This is a genomic window from Lelliottia sp. SL45, from assembly GCF_026672535.1.
GTDB classification, from domain to species: Bacteria; Pseudomonadota; Gammaproteobacteria; order Enterobacterales; family Enterobacteriaceae; genus Enterobacter; species Enterobacter nimipressuralis.
The window spans coordinates 2,672,854-2,691,473 of the sequence record NZ_JAPPRH010000003.1; the positions used below are offsets into that span (position 1 = coordinate 2,672,854).

An 18,620-nucleotide genomic window follows, 5' to 3' on the forward strand; every position below is an offset into this window, starting at 1 on the left:
CAGGTATCGACTCTTAATCACAGCGAATCTCCTTCATCGTGATTGCCTGTTGCAGGCTCTTTTCAGGCAGGACGTACGGCGCGTGGCACTGGGCGCTGGCGCCGTTGCCCCACTGAACCAGCAGCTCGCCTTTAAGCGGCAGCCCGCTGAGGTAAATTTGCCCGTCATCGCCCACCATGCTGGTGACGCCGCTTCCGGTTTCGCGCACTACGGCACCGAAAGGCACCGGCTGATTGCCGCGCATGACGGTCAGCAGCGCACGAACGCCAATGCGCGTATCAAAGCTGGCACGCACCAGCGCACCGTTGGTCGGCACCACGCTGCTGACGTTGTTTTCGATATCGGTACTGTTGTTCATGGTATTGGTATCCAGCGCCACGCGGTTATAGCGATAGACCGTGGCGTAAGGCATCACGGCGTAACCTCGCCAGTCGGTTTTCACCCCGGTCTGGTTTTCGACATTCACGCCGGACGCGCCTGGCGCTTTGATCAGAACATTGGTATCCCCCAGCGGCTGGCTGAAGGTCACACCGTCCGCATGGCCCACCACGCCGCCTGACATTTGCCAGTTCAGATCGTGCTGGTCGCGGGAATAGTTGTATCCGGCCCCGAAGGTGCCGTAGGTGGCCTGCCAGTTTGCGCTGGCGCTGCCGCTTGCACCGTTGGTGCTGGTGTGTCCCTGACTCACGCTGTAGTTCAGGTTTCGATCTTCCAGCAAGGTGCCGCTGACGCCGGTCTGCCAGGTGGTATCTCCGCTGCTGTTGCGGCTGGCAGAGGCCGTGGCGTAGGCGCGATCGAAGGCGCTGTCACGGCGATAACCGTGACGGGTAAACAGGCTGAACGGAACCGACACGTTGAACGAGGCCAGCTTGTCTGTGCCATCAATACCCACCGCCTGATTCCACGACCAGGAGACGGAATAGCTCACGCCCCGCCAGCCGCCGGCATAACCCAGCTGATACCAGACGCTGGAATCGCTGGTTCCCCAGTAGGTTTGCTCGCTGCCCGACACATAGAGCGACCCGTAATCCCCCAGCGACTGAGAGATGTTCACCTGGAAGCGCCCTTTTTTGTTCCACGTCAGATTGTGATAACTCACCACATCCGACACGCCGTTCTCGTCCTTGCTGTCGCTGTACTGGTAACCTTCCATGGCTTTCCACGCCACGTCATCCAGGGTGTAGAACCCTTTGGTGGAATAGCGATAGCCAAGCAGCTGGAAGTTAGTCCCGAAGCCGTTCAGAGATTTGGCGTACAGGAAGCGTAAAGATTGCCCTTCGTGACGACTGTCGTCAGCCAGCTGGCTGCGCGCCTGGGTGACATCGAGTGAAATCGCCCCCCAGTCGCCAAAGTTTTTCCCCGCACCGAGCGCGATGGCGCTGTAGCGCGAGGCGAGCTGGGTGCCGCCATACAGGGTATAACCGTTGCTCAGCCCCGCAATCAGCGTGCCCTGGGTGAAGAACGGCGTGTCCTGATCGTCGTTGCCGCTGCGGTAATCCCCCGCCACCAGATCGTATTTCATGCGGCCTTCACGCTGTAAGAGCGGCACCGTGGAGTACGGCACCGTATAGCGCTGCGGGTTGCCGTCTTTCTCTTCAACCGTGACCTCAAGGTCGCCGCTCGACGACGTCGGGTTCAGATCGCTGATGGCAAATGCCCCTGCCTGCACGTAGCTCTGATAGATGACATACCCGTTCTGGCGGATCACCACTTTCGCTGGGGTGCGGGCGATACCGCGCACGGTCGGCGCGTAGCCCTGCATGCTGTCCGGGTACATGCTGTCAGAGGAGTACATGCGCAGCCCGCGGAAACCGAGACTGTCGAACACGTCATTCCCGGTGTTGCTGTCCCCGGCCACCAGCTCGCTTTTCAGGGGAATGATTGTCCGCTGGGCGGATGTGCTGATGTTCTGCCACTCGCGATGGCTTTCCCCGTTGCTCTCGGTATAGCGCCACGCACCGTTGTTACGCAGCCGCCACGGGCCATAGTTCAGTCCGCTTTGCAGATTCAGGTAGTAGCTGTTGTCGGCGTCATTGCCTTTGTTGCCGCTGAAGCTGTAGTTCAGCAGCAGCGCCGGTATGCCTTCGTCCCACTGATCCGGCGGAATATAGCCGCGCGCGCTGTTCTGCATTGCCACCTGCGGCAGGCTGACGTTCAGGCGCAGCGAGGCAAAATTGAAGCCAATCTCCGAGCCGGGGATCGCCGTCGCCAGCGGAACGCAGGTTTCGCCGGTCACGTTAAGCAGTTCAGGGAAGGCAGTGATGTTGACGCCAAAGCGGTCCAGCATCGCGCGCGTGATGCACGGCGACAGCCCGCCCGCGACCGGAGGCGTATTTTCATCCCCGGCCTCAAAGCGGACATCCTGGGTACCGATAAACTCATCGTTACGCCAGATATCCACGCGATAGGTGCCAGGCGCCTGCTGATGCCCCTGCTCAAAGCGCGACAGATCCGCCACGCCCGCCGTGTCATCGGACAAAAACGCGGGGTTAAAATAGTTCTCAGACCAGGCTATCCCCGGGCAGAGCACCGCCATTATGGCCAGCACACACGGGCGGTAACGCCATCGTGAAGGATTCATCACTGTGACTCTGCTCAAAGACTGACGCGACGCGCGGGAGTGATCGCGCCGTAATCATTCACGCTCTGCCAGGAGAGCGTGCCGCTGGCCCCGTCAGGTAGCGCCTGCTGGGCTGAATTCTTCGGCGCAATCATGATATTTTCCAGCTTCTTCCCGCCCAGTTGCAGGTTCACCAGCGTGACGTAATAGGGTGAAGCATTGCTGACTTTGAGGTGGTTGCCCGCGCGTTCAAAGCGCAGCTGCGAAAGCGCCTCTTCCGGCGGCATCGCCAGATTTTTTGGTCGCACAAACAGTTTGATACGCGACAGAATCGCCAGCTGCAGAACGTTTTTCCCTTCCAGGTTGGCTTTGTTCACCGAAGGAATGGCCTTCACGTTCATGTAAAACAGGGATTCGCGGTCCGTTGGCAGCGGTGGCCCTGCATAGATAATGCGCAGCGTGTTCTCGCTGTCGGGTTCGCTGACAAACAGCGGCGGCGTGACAGCGAAGGTTTTTTCTTTCTGCCCGCGATCGTTTTCAATCCACGCGTTAATTAAATAGCGCTCTTGTTTATTGCTGTTCGTGATCGCGAGCGATGTCTGTTTCGCGTCGGCCGGATAAATCACGCGCGTCGCCCCCAGAGCAATCCCACCGGATGCCTGAACGGGCAGAGAAATCATCATCAAAATAAGCGAAAAGATCAGTCCTGGTTTTATTAGGGAGTTCATCACAACAATACCTTTACTATTAAGTTCGCAGGCGTGTACGACGTTATGGATAAATCAACGTAAACCAGACATCCGACTGAATATTGCCCGGCACAAGGTGTTCTGAAATAGCCCGATAGCGCGCACTGAAATGAAAGTTCAGCTCGGGCGTGTCGATCGGCAGCATATTATTGGCGGTGGCGTTGGGAATAATCTGTCGCTTCTGCGAATCAAAAAGTGCCAGCCCAATCCCGCTACTGACGCGGCTGTTGCCGGGACGGGATGTTGCCAGAAAGACCTGCGGATCTTCAGCGGGCGTGATGCCCTGAAACATCATCCCGACCGTGCGGGAAACATCCACACTGCAATCCACCAGACGCAGGGTAAAAGGCACATCCACCGTCGAAAAACTGCCCACACCGTGAAAGGCGTTGGTGCGATACTGCCCCATCTCCACGCGCAGGCTTTGACTCTCGGGCGCCACGGCGCAACCGCCGTTGACCAGCTCACCTTTGAGATGTACCCGTCCGCCATCCACCACCACGCGGTGCGCCATCACAGGCTGTACGGCAGTAATCGTCAGCAGAAACAGAAGCCCAATTCTGGTCATCCTTAGCCCTCGATGTGGATCAAACTGGCCTCTTCCCTGAGGCCCGGTCTTCCCTGAAAAGCCGATTATTCGTATTTCAAGACGAAAGTGGCGTCCGCGTTCGCCTGACCAGGCTCAGTGGTTGCCGCAGTCGATTTGTAGCGTGCGGTGAAGTTCAGGGTGTTGGTCCCTGCGATCAGCGTTTTCGCTGCGGAGAAGGTTGCACCGTCTGGTGTCAGGGTGCTGGACGCGCTATCCAGGATCTCGATACCAACACCTTTAGCCGTGTTGTCGTTATCGCCTGCGGTTACTGCCAGCAGGGTTTTATCGGTCGCATCAATCTGGCCGGTGAAGGCAACAGCAGCGGTGGCAGCCACTTCTGGATCGCAATCATTCAGTTCAATGTTGAACGGAATATTAGAAGTGGTATCGCCCACTTTCGTGAATTTAGCGGTACGATATTGACCCAGAGTCACGATCTGATCCGCAGATTCAGTATTTACTGCGCATGCCGCATTAACTAATTCACCTTTAAAATGAACGGTACCGCCATTGACGGAAACGGGATCTGCTGCATGAGCTGCACCCGCAACCAATACCAGCGAAGCAATGACGGAAGAAGCAATATTGCTAAGTTTCATATCTGTTCCTTTGGAATATAAAAAGCCCTTCCCGGGTTAATTCGGGAATAAAAAACACATTCAATTGCGTAATTGAAAGTTTATTTTGGAAGCAACAAAGTAGCCCACGTACAAATATTAAAACAGGTCAAAACACTGCGATAATTCCAGGCTACATCCTAATTTCCCTTAGGAAAAGACCATTCAATGAGCAGGGTTTAGGGCCTGATTGTGGAAATCTCTCAATGGGTGACTGACAGCGGGCCTCGCTTCTGACAAAATATAGGCAATCCCCCTTTCAAACGTTACAGACGGAATCCTCTCTCTGATGGCAGCAAAGATTATTGACGGTAAAACGATTGCGCAGCAGGTGCGCTCTGAGGTCGCGGAAAAAGTGAAGGCGCGTACAGCGGCCGGAAAACGCGCTCCAGGGTTAGCCGTTGTGCTGGTTGGCAGCAACCCGGCATCGCAAATTTATGTCGGCAGTAAACGTAAAGCATGTGAAGAGGTGGGCTTCGTCTCCCGTTCCTACGATCTGCCTGAAACTACCAGCGAAGCAGAACTGCTTGAGCTGATTGACACCCTGAATGCCGACGACGCGATCGACGGTATTCTGGTGCAGTTGCCGCTGCCTGCGGGCATCGACAACGTGAAGGTGCTGGAGCGTATCGCACCGGATAAAGACGTGGACGGTTTCCATCCGTATAACGTTGGACGTCTGTGCCAGCGCGCACCGCGTCTGCGTCCGTGTACGCCGCGCGGTATTGTGACGCTGCTGGAGCGCTACAACATCGACACCTACGGTCTGAACGCCGTGGTGATTGGCGCATCCAACATCGTTGGCCGCCCGATGAGCATGGAGCTGCTGCTGGCCGGTTGCACCACCACCGTGACGCACCGCTTTACCAAAAACCTGCGTCAGCACGTCGAGAATGCCGACCTGCTGATCGTGGCGGTCGGTAAGCCGGGCTTTATTCCGGGCGAGTGGATCAAAGAAGGCGCCATCGTAGTGGACGTGGGTATTAACCGTCTGGAAAACGGCAAAGTGGTGGGTGACGTGGTATTTGAAGACGCCGCCGCGCGCGCGTCTTACATCACACCGGTACCGGGTGGCGTGGGTCCAATGACCGTAGCAACCCTGATTCAGAATACATTGCAAGCATGCGTTGAGTATCACGACGCAGAGGAAGCGTAAGATGGCGACATTTTCATTAGGTAAACACCCGCACGTTGAACTGTGCGATCTGCTGAAGCTGGAAGGCTGGAGCGAAAGCGGCGCACAGGCGAAGATTTTCATCGCCGACGGCCTGGTTAAAGTCGATGGCGTGATTGAAACCCGCAAGCGCTGCAAAATTGTCGCAGGGCAGACGGTCACCTTCGAAAACCAGAGCATCACCATTACCGCCTGAGTCGCTTAAGGCCCGGCGGCGCTTCGCATGTCGGGCCAATGACGCGTGGTTGGTGTTTGTAGACCGGGTAAGGCATTTCCGCCGCCCGGTATTTTCCCCCTCTCAGCCCCCTGATTTCCCCTCAACCATAACGGTTAATTCTCGATCAACTTCAAAGAATCACTATTTCGTTTGTTGAAATGTGAAAATTAAGTTGCACGAATTTCAGGCTTCTCTCACGATAAGTAGAACGTTCTACTAAAACGTTCTACTTACAATAACAGCGCCTCTCAAAGCGCTTCTCGGGGGAAATCAGCATGAGTCTGATATCAGGGTTTGTTAAATCGTTGTCTAAGTTATCGATGATTGGTCGCGCGTTGATGCTGCCAATTTCACTGCTTCCTGCTGCGGGCCTGCTGTTAGCCTTCGGCGATAAATTCCACATGCCGCTGATGATGAACGCCGGTGGGGTTATTTTTGATAACCTGCCGATGCTGTTCGCCATTGGCTCTGCCGTCGGCCTGGCGTCTGAATCCGGGATCGCAGCCCTGTCGGCGGCGGTATCGGTGTTTGTCACTAACATCACCATCGGCACCGTTCTGAGCATTACGCCGGAAATGGCCTCCCAGGGCGGGAAATACGCCATGGTGGTGGGTATTCCGACGCTGCAAATGGGCGTTTTCGGCGGGCTTATCTGCGGTATTCTCGCGGCCTGGTGCTATAACCGTTTCCACACCATGCAGCTGCCGGAATTCCTCGGCTTCTTCTCCGGCAAACGTTTTGTCGCCATCGCCACTGCGTTTCTATCATTCGTTCTCGGTTTGCTGCTGCCGTATGTCTGGCAGCACATTCAGGCGGGGATCGATGCCCTGTCGGTAATTGTGAACGGCGATAATCAGGCGGCCTCGACCTTTATCTTTGGTCTGGTTGAACGTGCGTTAATCCCGCTCGGCCTGCATCACATCTGGTATCCGTCGTTCTGGTATTCGTTTGGCGATTACACCACCCAGGCGGGCCAGGTGATCCACGGCGATCAGACAATCTGGTTCAAAATGCTGGAAGAAGGGACCAAATCCTTTAGCAGCGACACTTACCAGAACGCCGGTAAATTCATGCAGGGCGAGTTCCCGCTGATGCTGTTCGCGCTGCCTGCGGCCTGTCTGGCGATGTATCATGAAGCCCACACCAAGAATAAGAAAATCGCCTTCGGTATTCTGTTCTCAGCGGCGTTAACCTGCTTCCTGACGGGCATCACCGAGCCGGTGGAGTTCACCTTTATCTTCGTGGCCCCAATCCTGTACGTCTTTAACGCTATTATGGCGGGTCTGGCCTACATGACGATGTATCTTCTGCACGCTCACATCGCCAAATCCTTCTCTGCGGGCCTGATTGACTACATTTCGTTTGGTATCCTGCCGTCGTTCAACGGCTATCAGACTAACTTCCTCAACGCCGTGATCATCGGTATTCCGATGGCGCTGATCTACTACTTCACCTTCCGCTTCGTCATCCGCCGTTTCGACGTCAAAACGCCGGGCCGCACGGAAGTGACCGCCACCACGGATGACAAAACCGACACCGAAATCGCGACCGAAATCATCGGCCTGCTGGGTGGCGCGAAAAACATCGACTCCGTCGGCTCCTGTATCACGCGTCTGCGTCTGGAAGTGGCGAAGAGTGATGAAGTGGATAAAGACGGGCTGAACGGTCTGGGTGCGCGCGGCGTCGTCTTCGTCGGCGATAACGGTATTCAGGTGATTTTCGGTGCCAGAGCACAGTTTATCGCCCAGACCATGTCCACCATGATCGGTAAATAATAAGATGCCGGACCGGCACGTCTCCTGTACTCTGGGAGGCGTGTCTTATCTGGCTGATAATCGAGAAATTTCAGGGAGCGAGTTTGAAGAAAGTCAGCATTATTGATGTCGCAAAACACGCAGGCGTATCGGTGTCCACCGTCTCGCTGGTGTTACGTCAGAAAGGGAAAATCTCAGAGGCAACGATTGAGAAAGTCCACGCTGCCATCAATACGCTTGGCTACATTCATAACGTCGCTGCCGCCAATCTTCGCGCCAACACCTCCAATCTTATCGGCCTGATCCTGCGTGATTTCAGCGACAGTTTCTCCATCAAAGTGATGGCGAGCATCGTGCAGGAGCTGGAAAAGCAAGGCTATATGGTTTTCCTCGGGCAGCCGCTTAACGATCACGAGCATCTTGAGCGCTGCCTGCTTTCGTTTAAACAGCAGGGCGTCGCCGGGGTGATCTATCTGGCGTCCGATACGCGAACCTCCACGCTTCCGGCGCAAATCCGCGAATGCCCGTTACCGCTGGTCGTGGTCTCCCAGTCCTTGCTGAATGAAACCTGCAATCTGGTGATGCGCGATAATCGCCAGGCGGCGAATCTCGCCACCCGTTATCTGATTGAGCGCGGGCATCGTAATATCGCCTATATCGGCGGGCGGGAAGGCTGTCTGATCCGCGAGCAGCGCCTGCTCGGTTTTCGCAGCGCGATGACGCAATACGGCCTGGTGAACCGCGAAGAGTCCGCCCCGGTCTGTAGCGACGATACCCAGGCGGCGGGGTTTATCACCCGTCAGCTGCTGGAAAAAAACAACACCATCACCGCCCTGCTGTGCCACTCGCCGGATGCGATGATCGGTTCGATTTCCGGGATTCATCAGGTCGGGCGTACCGTCGGAAAAGATGTGTTTCTGACGCAGCAGGTCGCGCTGGTCGGGTTTGAAGATATGCTGCATGTGAATCTGACCTCGCCGTCCTTCACCTATGTGTCGTCGGCGAGTGAAGAGACGGGCCGTCAGGCGGCCGGTTTAATGATTCGCAAGCTGAAAGAGCCAGATCTGCAAACGCAGCGGATTACCCTTTCCGGGCAGCTGATCGCGCGGGAGTCGGCCTAGAAATAGCAAAACGCCCGAACATGTCGGGCGCTTTATTGACTGTTTTACGGAATTGACCGGGTAACAGTGACCTACTTACGACGCCAGGTGGTGCCCTGCGGGCCATCTTCCAGGATGATCCCCATTTCGGTCAGGCGATTACGCGCCGCATCCGCCGCCGCCCAGTCTTTCGCCTGACGCGCTTCCAGACGCGCTTTGATCAACGCCTCAATTTCCGCCACTTCGCCATCGTCCGCCTGCGCGCTGCTTTGCAGGAACACTTCCGGCTCTTGCTCCAGCAGGCCGAGCACCGCAGAGAGTTTGCGCAGATGAGCGGCCAGCGCGTTCGCGGCAGCCATATCTTCTGTTTTCAGGCGGTTCACTTCACGCGCCATATCAAACAGCACCGAGTAGGCTTCCGGGGTGTTGAAATCGTCGTTCATCACCTCGATAAAGCGTGCTTCGAACGCATCGCCCCCTGCCGGTGCGACAGATTTGTCGGTGCCGCGCAGCGCGGTGTACAGACGCTCCAGCGCAGAACGCGCCTGTTTCAGGTTTTCTTCGCTGTAGTTCAGCTGGCTGCGGTAGTGGCCGGACATCAGGAAGTAGCGAACGGTTTCCGCGTCGTAATATTTCAGCACGTCGCGCACGGTAAAGAAGTTGCCCAGTGATTTGGACATCTTTTCGCGATCGACCATCACCATGCCGGAGTGCATCCAGTAGTTCACGTACTCGCCGCCGTGAGCACAGGTGGACTGAGCGATTTCGTTTTCATGGTGCGGGAACATCAGATCCGACCCGCCGCCGTGAATATCAAAATGCTTGCCGAGCTGCTTGCAGTTCATCGCCGAGCACTCAATGTGCCAGCCCGGACGCCCTTCGCCCCACGGGGATGGCCAGCTTGGTTCACCGGCTTTGGACATTTTCCACAGCACGAAGTCCATCGGGTTGCGCTTCACGTCAACGACGTCAACGCGCGCACCGGCCTGCAGCTGGTCCAGATCCTGGCGAGAGAGCTGGCCGTAGTTCGGATCGGTCGGCACCGAGAACATCACATCGCCGTTGTCGGCAACATAGGCGTGACCACGGGCGATCAGCTTTTCGGTGATATCGATAATTTCATGAATGTGGTGCGTGGCACGCGGCTCGCTGTCCGGACGCAGAATATTGAGTGCATCAAAATCTTTGTGCATCTCAGCGATCATGCGGTCCACCAGCGCGACAAAACTCTCACCGTTTTCATTAGCGCGTTTAATGATTTTGTCATCAATGTCGGTGATGTTACGCACATACTTGAGCGTATAGCCCAGGAAACGCAGGTAGCGAGAGACCACGTCGAACGAGACAAAAGTACGCCCATGACCGATATGACAGAGATCGTAAACAGTGATACCACACACGTACATGCCGACTTCCCCGGCATGGATAGGTTTAAATTCCTCTTTTTGGCGCGTCAGAGTATTAAAGATTTTTAACATCGAAGATTCCGTGTAGACGTGTGTGGATAATAAAGTCTGTATAATACCCATAATTCAGACCGGAATCAGCACACAATGCAAGATGATCCCGTCTTACGGTTATGCTATAACAGCCCTCTTATCTGTGACCTTACAGAGGTCGACGTACCACAATACCGGAACAGGATGCAAAAATGGTTACTTTCCACACTAATCATGGCGATATCGTCATCAAAACTTTTGACGATAAAGCGCCTGAAACAGTTAAAAACTTCCTGGACTACTGCCGCGAAGGTTTCTACAACAACACTATTTTCCACCGCGTGATCAATGGCTTTATGATTCAGGGCGGCGGTTTTGAACCTGGCATGAACCAGAAAGAAACCAAAGAAGCGATCAAAAACGAAGCGAACAACGGTCTGAAAAACACCCGTGGTACGCTGGCAATGGCGCGTACCCAGGCTCCACACTCTGCGACTGCCCAGTTCTTCATTAACGTGGCTGACAACGACTTCCTGAACTTCTCCGGCGAAAGCATGCAGGGCTGGGGCTACTGCGTATTCGCAGAAGTGGTTGAAGGCATGGACGTGGTTGAGAAAATCAAAGGCGTGGCAACTGGCCGCAGCGGTATGCACCAGGACGTTCCTAAAGAAGACGTTATCATTACCAGCGTGACCGTCAGCGAGTAATTGGTGGCGACACTCTTTATTGCAGACCTCCATCTGCAAACAGAAGAACCGGCGATCACCGCCGGTTTTCTGCGTTTTTTACAAGGCGAAGCCCGCTCTGCCGATGCGCTCTACATTCTGGGCGACCTCTTTGAAGCCTGGATTGGCGACGACGACCCCAACCCTCTGCACCGTGAAATCGCCGCCGCCATCAAAGCGCTGGTTGATTCCGGCGTCCCCTGCTTCTTCATCCACGGCAATCGCGATTTTCTGATTGGCAAACGCTTTGCCCGTGAAAGCGGCATGATGCTGCTGCCGGAAGAACAGGTGCTCGATCTCTACGGTCGCCAGGTGCTGATCATGCACGGCGACACGCTCTGCACCGACGATACCGGCTATCTGGCGTTTCGCGCCAAAGTCCATACGCCATGGATTCAGACCCTGTTTCTCGCTCTGCCGCTGTTTATCCGCAACCGCATTGCCGCCAAAATGCGCGCAGGCAGTAAAGCCGCCAACAGCAGCAAATCCCTGTCCATCATGGATGTGAATCCGCAGGCGGTTATCGAGGTGATGGAAAAACATCGCGTGCAATGGCTTATTCACGGCCATACCCATCGCCCTGACGTCCACACGCTATCCGCTAACGGCGAGCCCGCGCACCGCGTCGTGTTAGGCGCGTGGCACACGGAAGGCTCAATGGTAAAAGTCACGCCAGACGGTATAGAACTGATCCCTTTCCCGTTTTAATCCCCCTCTGTTTGTTGCCGAAATCATCGCTACGCAATCGTTTTCCTGCTCGTGATTTAATGCTATTCTCTGTGCCCTCAAAGCAGTGTGTTCCGCACCCACAGGAGTTTTAAGACGCATGTCTTCCCGCAATAATCCGGCGCGTGTCGCCATCGTGATGGGGTCCAAAAGCGACTGGGCTACCATGCAGTTTGCCGCCGAAATCTTCGAAATCCTGAACGTTCCACATCATATTGAAGTGGTCTCCGCGCACCGTACCCCCGATAAACTGTTCAGCTTCGCCGAAGGCGCAGAAGAGAACGGCTATCAGGTGATCATTGCCGGTGCGGGCGGTGCTGCACATCTGCCAGGCATGATCGCCGCCAAAACGCTGGTGCCGGTGCTGGGCGTGCCGGTGCAAAGTGCAGCCCTGAGCGGCGTTGACAGCCTCTATTCCATCGTACAGATGCCGCGCGGGATCCCGGTCGGTACGCTGGCGATTGGCAAAGCGGGTGCCGCGAACGCTGCGCTGCTGGCGGCACAAATTCTGGCAACACACGATAAAGAACTGCATCAGCGTCTGGCAGAGTGGCGTAAAGCCCAGACCGACGAGGTGCTGGAGAATCCGGATCCGCGAGGTGAGGCATGAAACAGGTCTGCGTCCTCGGGAACGGTCAGCTGGGCCGAATGCTGCGTCAGGCGGGTGAGCCGCTGGGCATCAGCGTCTGGCCCGTCGGGCTGGACGCTGAGCCAGAAGCCGTGCCGTTTCAGCAAAGCGTCATCACCGCTGAAATCGAGCGCTGGCCGGAAACTGCGTTAACCCGCGAGCTGGCGCGTCATAACGCCTTCGTGAACCGCGATGTGTTCCCGATTATTGCTGACCGACTGACGCAAAAACAGCTGTTCGACAAGCTGGGCCTGGCGACGGCCCCGTGGCAATTGCTGGCGGATAAAAGCGAATGGCCGGCGGTCTTCGAGACCCTCGGCGAGCTGACGATCGTGAAGCGTCGCACCGGCGGCTACGACGGGCGCGGCCAGTGGCGTTTGCGTGCAAACGAAACCGCCGAGCTGCCGGACGAGTGCTACGGCGAATGTATCGTCGAGCAGGGGATCAATTTTAGCGGCGAAGTGTCGCTGGTTGGCGCGCGCGCCCATGACGGCAGCACGGTGTTTTATCCCCTGACCCATAACCTGCATCAGGACGGCATTCTGCGCACCAGCGTGGTGTTCCCGCAGGCGAACGCCACTCAGCAGGCGCAGGCCGAAGATATGCTCTCAGCCATCATGCATGAGCTGGGCTATGTCGGCGTCATGGCGATGGAGTGCTTTATCACGCCAGCCGGTCTGCTGATCAACGAACTCGCCCCGCGCGTGCATAACAGTGGCCACTGGACACAAAACGGCGCCTCTATCAGCCAGTTTGAGCTGCACCTGCGCGCCATCACCGATCTGCCGCTGCCGCAGCCGGTGGTGAACAGCCCGTCGGTGATGATCAATCTCATCGGTACCGATCTGAATTATGACTGGCTGAAACTGCCGCTGGTCCATCTGCACTGGTACGACAAAGAGGTGCGCGAAGGCCGAAAAGTCGGGCATCTCAATCTGAACGATGACGACGCTGGCCGCCTGAGCGCCACTCTCGAAGCGATGGTTCCGCTGCTGCCACCTGAGTACGCAAGCGGCATCGCCTGGGCGCAAAGCAAACTCAAATAAGGTCTAAATGCCGGGGAGTTGATCTTTTCCTTCCCCGGCATCTTTCAACGCGCGTAAAATCCCCGCCTATTGCTGTTTTGTTTCCTTCAGGACTTCTCATGAACGATGGAACGGACTATCGCGCGATCCTTGCCGCCGATACCCCTTTAATCGACGTTCGCGCGCCGATCGAATTCACCCAGGGCGCCATGCCTGCTGCGCTCAATTTGCCGCTGATGACCGACGACGAACGCGCCGCAGTGGGCACGTGCTATAAACGCCAGGGGCCAGAAGCCGCGCTGGCGTTGGGACATAGTCTGGTCAGCGGCAACACGCGGGAAGAGCGGATTAACGCCTGGCGCGACGCCTGTCTGGCTAACCCTGGCGGTTATCTCTGCTGCGCGCGTGGCGGGCAGCGCTCGCACATTGCCCAGGCGTGGCTAAACGCGATGGGCATTGATTACCCGCTGATTGTGGGCGGCTACAAAGCCCTGCGTCAGACCGCGATCCAAGCCACCGCCGAACAGGTGCAAAAGCCGATGGTGCTGATTGGCGGCTGTACCGGCAGCGGCAAAACGCTGCTGGTTAAACAGCACGCGTCGGGCATCGACCTGGAGGGGCTGGCGCGTCATCGCGGCTCATCCTTTGGCCGCACGCTTAACGCTCAGCTGTCGCAGGCCAGTTTTGAAAATCACCTGGCCGTTGCGCTGCTGAAAAAGGACGCCGCACGCTGGGTGCTGGAAGACGAAGGCCGAATGATTGGCTCCAACCATCTGCCGGAGTGTCTGCGCGAGCGCATGGCGCAATCGCCTATCGTGGTGGTGGACGATCCTTTTGATATTCGTCTTGAACGCCTGCGCGAGGAGTATTTCGCGCACATGTGGCAGGATTTTTCAGCCGCATTCGGCGAAGAAAAAGGCTGGCAGGAGTACACCGACTATCTGCACCACGGCCTGTTCGCCATCCGCCGCCGTCTGGGGTTACAGCGGTTTGCAGAGTTCAGCGCCTTACTTGATTCCGCGCTCATCGAGCAGCAGCGCACCGGACGTACCGAGGCGCACTATTCCTGGCTTGCGCCACTGCTCAATGACTATTACGACCCGATGTACCGCTTTCAGCTGGCGAAAAAAGCCGACAAAATTGTCTTTCGGGGCGATTTTAACGCGGTGGCCACCTGGCTGGTGGCCTGATTCTCTAACGGCGATCGCGCTTATCGGCGCGCTTCGCCAGCCAGTCGCCCAGCACCTGAACAATCTGCACCAGCACGATCAGCGCGATCACGGTGACAACCATCACCTGGGTTTCGTAACGGTAATAGCCGTAGCGGATCGCCAGATCCCCTACCCCACCGCCGCCGACAATTCCCGCCATCGCCGAGTAACCGATCAGGCTCACCAGCGTAATGGTCAGGCCACGCAGCAGCCCGGCGCTCGCTTCCGGCAGTAAAACGGTGCAGATAATCCGCATCGGGCTGGCACCAAAGGCTTCTGCCGCTTCGATGATCCCCTTGTCCACTTCTCGCAGGGCGCTGTCCACCAGACGGGCGTAAAACGCAATCGCCGCCACGGAGAGCGGAACCGACGCCGCAATCGGACCGATGGTGTTGCCGAGCAGCAGCTGCGTCAACGGCAGCAGCAGAACCAGCAGGATCACGAACGGCACCGAACGGATAATGTTCACCAGCACGGAGCTCACCAGATAGACAGCGCGGTTTTGCCAGAACAGGTGGCGGTCGGTGACGAAAATCAAAAAGCCGAGCGGCAGGCCGCCAATTATCGCCAGCACCGTTGAGATGCTCAGCATCTGGAAGGTTTCGTTAAACGCAAGGCCCAGATCGGCCACTAAATCATCCACGGATCACCTCCACCTGGGCTGTACGATGACGAATATGTTCCACGGCAGACGCCACCACGGACGGGTCATCCGCCGTCAGTTGCACCACCAGAATCCCCAGCGCGCGTTCACCGATGTACTCGATTTTGCCGTGCAGAATATTCACCGCCACGCCAAATTTAATCGCCACATCCGAGAGCACGGGCTGCTCGGCGGAATCCCCGATAAACAGAATTTTCAGCAGTTGCCCCGGCAGGTGCTGCTGCAACCGCTCCGGCAGGGTCAGGTTCAGAGTATGGGAGACCAGCTGCTGCGTGAACGGATGCTGCGGATGGGCAAAGACGTCAAACACCTCGCCCAGCTCCACCACTTCGCCGCCGGACATCACCGCCACGCGATCGCAGATAGATTTGATCACGTTCATCTCATGGGTGATCAGCACGATCGTGATCCCCATCTGCTGGTTGATCTGCTTCAGCAGCGCCAGAATGGTGGCCGAGGTTTCCAGATCCAGCGCGGATGTCGGTTCGTCGCAGAGCAGGACGTCAGGATGGTTGGCAATCGCACGGGCGATCCCCACGCGCTGTTTCTGCCCGCCGCTCAGCTGCACCGGGTAACGATTCGCTTTGTCCGTCAGCCCGACCAGGGCGAGGATCTCCGCCACACGCGGGGCGATGTTGCTGCGCGCCCATCCGGCGGCTTTGAGGCTGAACGCCACGTTCTGCGCCACCGTGCGGGTATGCATTAAATTGAAATGCTGGAAAATCATGCCAATACGCTGGCGTGCTTTACGCAAATTCACGCCGTCGAGGGCGGAAATCTCCACGCCGTTAACATTCACGCGGCCCGCGCTCGGGCGCTGGAGCGCGTTAAGGGTGCGCAGCAGCGTGCTTTTCCCGGCGCCGCTGGTGCCGACAATGCCAAAAATCTCGCCCGTCGCAATCGTCAGGCTGACGTCGGAAACCGCACGGGTGGAAGGTCCACGTCCTGTCTGGAAGTCGACGCATACCTTGTCTAACTCAATCATGACTACCTCAGAAATGCGAAAAGGGCAGACTCGGCTGCCCTGTCGATCGGTTATGCGATTACGGTTTTGCGGCCGTCATCCAGTCCGGTTTCTGGAAAGCGGTGTACACGTTTTTCGGATCGTCGATCACCGCGCGATAGGCCGGGGACTGCACCACCGCCACGATATCTTTCGCGAAGGGTTTATCCGCATCTTCCGTGCGTACGGCGATGATATTTTTCAGGTTTTCATCGAGATGCTCCTGCGCCAGAGCGCTGGAGAGATCCAGCCCGGCGGCAATCGCAAAGTTGCCGTTCACCAGCGAGGCTGTAACGCTATCAAGCGTGCGCGGCAGCTGCGCGGCTTCCAGCGGTTTGAACACCAGCCCTTTCGGGTTGCTGGCAATATCGCGCTCAGAGGCTTTGGTTGGATCGATGTTGTCTTTGATGGTGATTAATTTCAGGGACTGCAGGAAACGCAGGCCGCGCGCGAGATTGGTCGGGTCGTTTGACAGGGTCACAATATCGCCCTTTTTAAGCTGATCCAGGCTCTTGATCTGGCGCGAGTAAAAGCCCATTCCCGCGGTCGGCACGGTGAGTAATTTGGTCAGTTTCAGCCCTTTATCCGCCGTGAACTTATTAAAATAGAGCGAGTGCTGGAACAGGTTAGCGTCGATGCTGCCGTTTGAGAGCGCCATATTCGGCTGCACGTAATCACTGAATTCGCGCACCACGACCTTGTAGCCCTTCTCTTTCAACGAGGGGGCAATGGCCTGTTTCACCATATCGCCGTAAGGGCCTGGGGCGACGCCAAACACAATGGTGTGCGGATCGCTGTTAGCGTGGGCGGTCTGCAAACCGCAGAGCAGCAAAAGCGCACCGGCAGCAGCGCGAAGCGTGTGACGAATTCCCATGAGATCTCCATTTCAAAGCGGTGTGACGTTGTGATGCCCCGTACGATGCGGGGCAGAGTCTGTTTAACATGACACAGATCACAAGCGGTTGTCCTTGAAATTATTTCATGATGTTGCGGAATATGTCGTTGAATGTGCAGGAGATTGGGATATGCGTTTTATGGGAAAGGATAGTCAGTGCGTGTATATAACCGGGGAGATCGGCACAGTTCGTGGCCCCGGTAGCAATGTGCCACCGGGGCCACGCGTTCAGACTTAGAAGTCGTAACGCAGACGTACCAGGTTCATATCACCCAGGTCGTCGGTGCTGGAGGTAAAGACGTGCTCGTAATCAACACGGAAACCGTAATCCAGCTGGAAGCTCACACCCACGCCATTATCGGTGCGCTGGTAGTTGCGGCCATTCACATACTCAATACGATCGCCCATCACGTACGGCTGAACGGATTTCAGCGCATACTGGCCAACCGGGATTTTGTAGCCCGCGAAGTATTCAATACCCCACGCATCACCGGCAAAGTAGTCGTTCACGGACACTTTTTTGGTGGTCATGAAGTTCTGATACCAGCCGCCGCCTGCGGAGAAGGTCCAGTTGTCCGGGGTCCAGCTCAGTGCCGTACCGAGGATGTTCTGGTCGTAAGATTTGCTGTCGCCGTTGTCCGGGTTACGCATATCCGCACGGGTGTAGTTCCACGCCGCGCCCCAGGTCAGGTCGGTAGTCAGGTGATAATCCAGACCCAGTGAACCGCCGCCTTTACGTTTGTAACGCAGGCCGTTACCTGGCAGGTATTCACCGTCTTCAAACAGGTAGGAGGCGTAGATATCGGCATCGCCCACGGTTTTCTTATATTTCAGCATTTTGCGTGAACGATAAGAGCCGTCATAGTCGCCGTTGATGCCGTTACCCGGAGCCTGACCGATCATGTCATAGTCCCAGATATCGGTTTTCGCGCCCACCACATCGTAATAGACGCTGTTCTGTTGACCGAAGGTCAGCGTACCCCAGGTATCGCTTTTCAGGCCGGTGTAGAGCATACGGCGAGAGGTGTCGTTCGCGCCTTCTGCGTAGTGATTATCCCAGTCGAACAGTGCCGGAATGTTCACACCCAGCTCGTAGTAGCTTATCCAGCTAATGTCATCGAACAGGTAGTAATCTGCGGCGAAACGGAAACGTGTACCGCCGTCGAAGCCGTTACGCTTGTAAGAACCTTTGTCGCCGTCGCCCGTCATCATGTTGAACTGAGGACGAATACTGCCGCCAACGGTGAAGTTAAGACGACTCAGGGGGTTGCCCGCCTGCGGATCTTGTTTCAGTACGGTGATTTCCGCTTGTGCTGCGAAAGACGCCAATGCCACTGCCGCGCCGATCGTTGCCGCCAGCGCTGTTTTTTTTATGGTCATTATTATTCCTTGATAGACACGCTGCTAATTATTTAGCAGACAAATAATATCCGGAATTAAACGAGCCGTGGTGTTGGGTTTTTAATGTTTTGTGCTGCTAAAAGTGGGGGTATTATCGATTTGTGCTACTTAATGATTACACACCAGTATATAAACCGGTGCGT

Annotated in this window: 18 protein-coding genes; 9 read left to right on the plus strand and 9 right to left on the minus strand. The window is 56.4% G+C overall.

What is annotated here, in order from left to right; genetic code table 11:
• Positions 1-13: 13 nt before the first annotated feature.
• The 4 genes from OVA10_RS19065 to fimA all read right to left on the minus strand — a co-directional run bounded on the left by OVA10_RS19065 (position 14) and on the right by fimA (position 4,497).
• On the minus strand, positions 14-2,581 hold the full coding sequence (locus tag OVA10_RS19065) for a fimbrial biogenesis usher protein (protein WP_102104248.1): 2,568 nt from the start codon (positions 2,579-2,581) through the stop codon (positions 14-16).
• Between the two features lie 14 nt (positions 2,582-2,595).
• Positions 2,596-3,288 carry a type 1 fimbria chaperone FimC gene (gene fimC, locus OVA10_RS19070; RefSeq protein ID WP_123429341.1) on the minus strand — a complete coding sequence of 231 codons (693 nt, stop codon included), beginning with the start codon at positions 3,286-3,288 and terminating at the stop codon, positions 2,596-2,598.
• A 43-nt stretch (positions 3,289-3,331) separates the two neighbouring features.
• A complete protein-coding gene (gene fimI, locus OVA10_RS19075) occupies positions 3,332-3,877 on the minus strand; it encodes a type 1 fimbrial protein subunit FimI (protein ID WP_102104249.1) in 546 nt (181 codons plus the stop codon).
• A gap of 65 nt (positions 3,878-3,942) precedes the next feature.
• Positions 3,943-4,497: a type 1 fimbrial major subunit FimA gene (gene fimA, locus OVA10_RS19080; protein ID WP_100777334.1), complete on the minus strand. Its 555-nt coding sequence runs from the start codon at positions 4,495-4,497 to the stop codon at positions 3,943-3,945.
• Positions 4,498-4,804: 307 nt separating this feature from the next.
• On the opposite strand from fimA, the gene folD reads away from it, so the two are divergent.
• The 4 genes from folD (at position 4,805) to malI (ending at position 8,781) form a co-directional block, all read left to right on the plus strand.
• Positions 4,805-5,671 carry a bifunctional methylenetetrahydrofolate dehydrogenase/methenyltetrahydrofolate cyclohydrolase FolD gene (gene folD / locus OVA10_RS19085; RefSeq protein ID WP_102104250.1) on the plus strand — a complete coding sequence of 289 codons (867 nt, stop codon included), beginning with the start codon at positions 4,805-4,807 and terminating at the stop codon, positions 5,669-5,671.
• Between the two features lies 1 nt (position 5,672).
• Positions 5,673-5,885 carry a ribosome-associated protein YbcJ gene (ybcJ, locus tag OVA10_RS19090; RefSeq protein ID WP_194512806.1) on the plus strand — a complete coding sequence of 71 codons (213 nt, stop codon included), beginning with the start codon at positions 5,673-5,675 and terminating at the stop codon, positions 5,883-5,885.
• Between the two features lie 296 nt (positions 5,886-6,181).
• Positions 6,182-7,681 carry a PTS transporter subunit EIIC gene (locus tag OVA10_RS19095; RefSeq protein WP_100777337.1) on the plus strand — a complete coding sequence of 500 codons (1,500 nt, stop codon included), beginning with the start codon at positions 6,182-6,184 and terminating at the stop codon, positions 7,679-7,681.
• A gap of 83 nt (positions 7,682-7,764) precedes the next feature.
• Entirely contained in the window at positions 7,765-8,781 is a 1,017-nt protein-coding gene (gene malI, locus OVA10_RS19100; RefSeq protein ID WP_102104251.1) for a Mal regulon transcriptional regulator MalI, read from the plus strand.
• 71 nt (positions 8,782-8,852) lie between these two features.
• On the opposite strand, the gene cysS is transcribed toward malI, so the two are convergent.
• Positions 8,853-10,238, minus strand: coding sequence for a cysteine--tRNA ligase (gene cysS, locus OVA10_RS19105; RefSeq protein WP_102104252.1), 1,386 nt, complete (start codon positions 10,236-10,238; stop codon positions 8,853-8,855).
• A 173-nt stretch (positions 10,239-10,411) separates the two neighbouring features.
• On the opposite strand from cysS, the gene ppiB reads away from it, so the two are divergent.
• From ppiB to mnmH, 5 genes are all read left to right on the plus strand, one after another.
• Complete coding sequence (gene ppiB / locus OVA10_RS19110; RefSeq protein ID WP_107704116.1) at positions 10,412-10,906, plus strand: peptidylprolyl isomerase B; 495 nt, start codon at positions 10,412-10,414, stop codon at positions 10,904-10,906.
• Between the two features lie 3 nt (positions 10,907-10,909).
• Positions 10,910-11,632, plus strand: coding sequence for a UDP-2,3-diacylglucosamine diphosphatase (gene lpxH / locus OVA10_RS19115; protein WP_268196620.1), 723 nt, complete (start codon positions 10,910-10,912; stop codon positions 11,630-11,632).
• 118 nt (positions 11,633-11,750) lie between these two features.
• Positions 11,751-12,260 carry a 5-(carboxyamino)imidazole ribonucleotide mutase gene (gene purE / locus OVA10_RS19120; protein WP_100777340.1) on the plus strand — a complete coding sequence of 170 codons (510 nt, stop codon included), beginning with the start codon at positions 11,751-11,753 and terminating at the stop codon, positions 12,258-12,260.
• Complete coding sequence (purK, locus tag OVA10_RS19125) at positions 12,257-13,324, plus strand: 5-(carboxyamino)imidazole ribonucleotide synthase (protein WP_123429344.1); 1,068 nt, start codon at positions 12,257-12,259, stop codon at positions 13,322-13,324. The genes purE and purK overlap by 4 nt, the downstream gene beginning before the upstream one ends.
• A gap of 98 nt (positions 13,325-13,422) precedes the next feature.
• A complete protein-coding gene (mnmH, locus tag OVA10_RS19130; protein WP_268196621.1) occupies positions 13,423-14,493 on the plus strand; it encodes a tRNA 2-selenouridine(34) synthase MnmH in 1,071 nt (356 codons plus the stop codon).
• Positions 14,494-14,497: 4 nt separating this feature from the next.
• Here the strand turns inward: mnmH and OVA10_RS19135 are convergent, their stop codons facing one another.
• The 4 genes from OVA10_RS19135 to OVA10_RS19150 all read right to left on the minus strand — a co-directional run bounded on the left by OVA10_RS19135 (position 14,498) and on the right by OVA10_RS19150 (position 18,462).
• Positions 14,498-15,157 carry a methionine ABC transporter permease gene (locus OVA10_RS19135; RefSeq protein WP_100777343.1) on the minus strand — a complete coding sequence of 220 codons (660 nt, stop codon included), beginning with the start codon at positions 15,155-15,157 and terminating at the stop codon, positions 14,498-14,500.
• Positions 15,150-16,163 (minus strand): virulence-associated ABC transporter ATP-binding protein SfbB, encoded by a 1,014-nt coding sequence (gene sfbB, locus OVA10_RS19140; protein WP_268196622.1) that lies wholly within the window; start codon positions 16,161-16,163, stop codon positions 15,150-15,152. Before sfbB ends, OVA10_RS19135 begins: the two co-directional genes overlap by 8 nt.
• A gap of 58 nt (positions 16,164-16,221) precedes the next feature.
• Positions 16,222-17,055, minus strand: coding sequence for a MetQ/NlpA family ABC transporter substrate-binding protein (locus tag OVA10_RS19145; RefSeq protein WP_123429346.1), 834 nt, complete (start codon positions 17,053-17,055; stop codon positions 16,222-16,224).
• Between the two features lie 255 nt (positions 17,056-17,310).
• Positions 17,311-18,462 (minus strand): porin, encoded by a 1,152-nt coding sequence (locus tag OVA10_RS19150; protein WP_181827920.1) that lies wholly within the window; start codon positions 18,460-18,462, stop codon positions 17,311-17,313.
• Between the last annotated feature and the right edge of the window lie 158 nt (positions 18,463-18,620).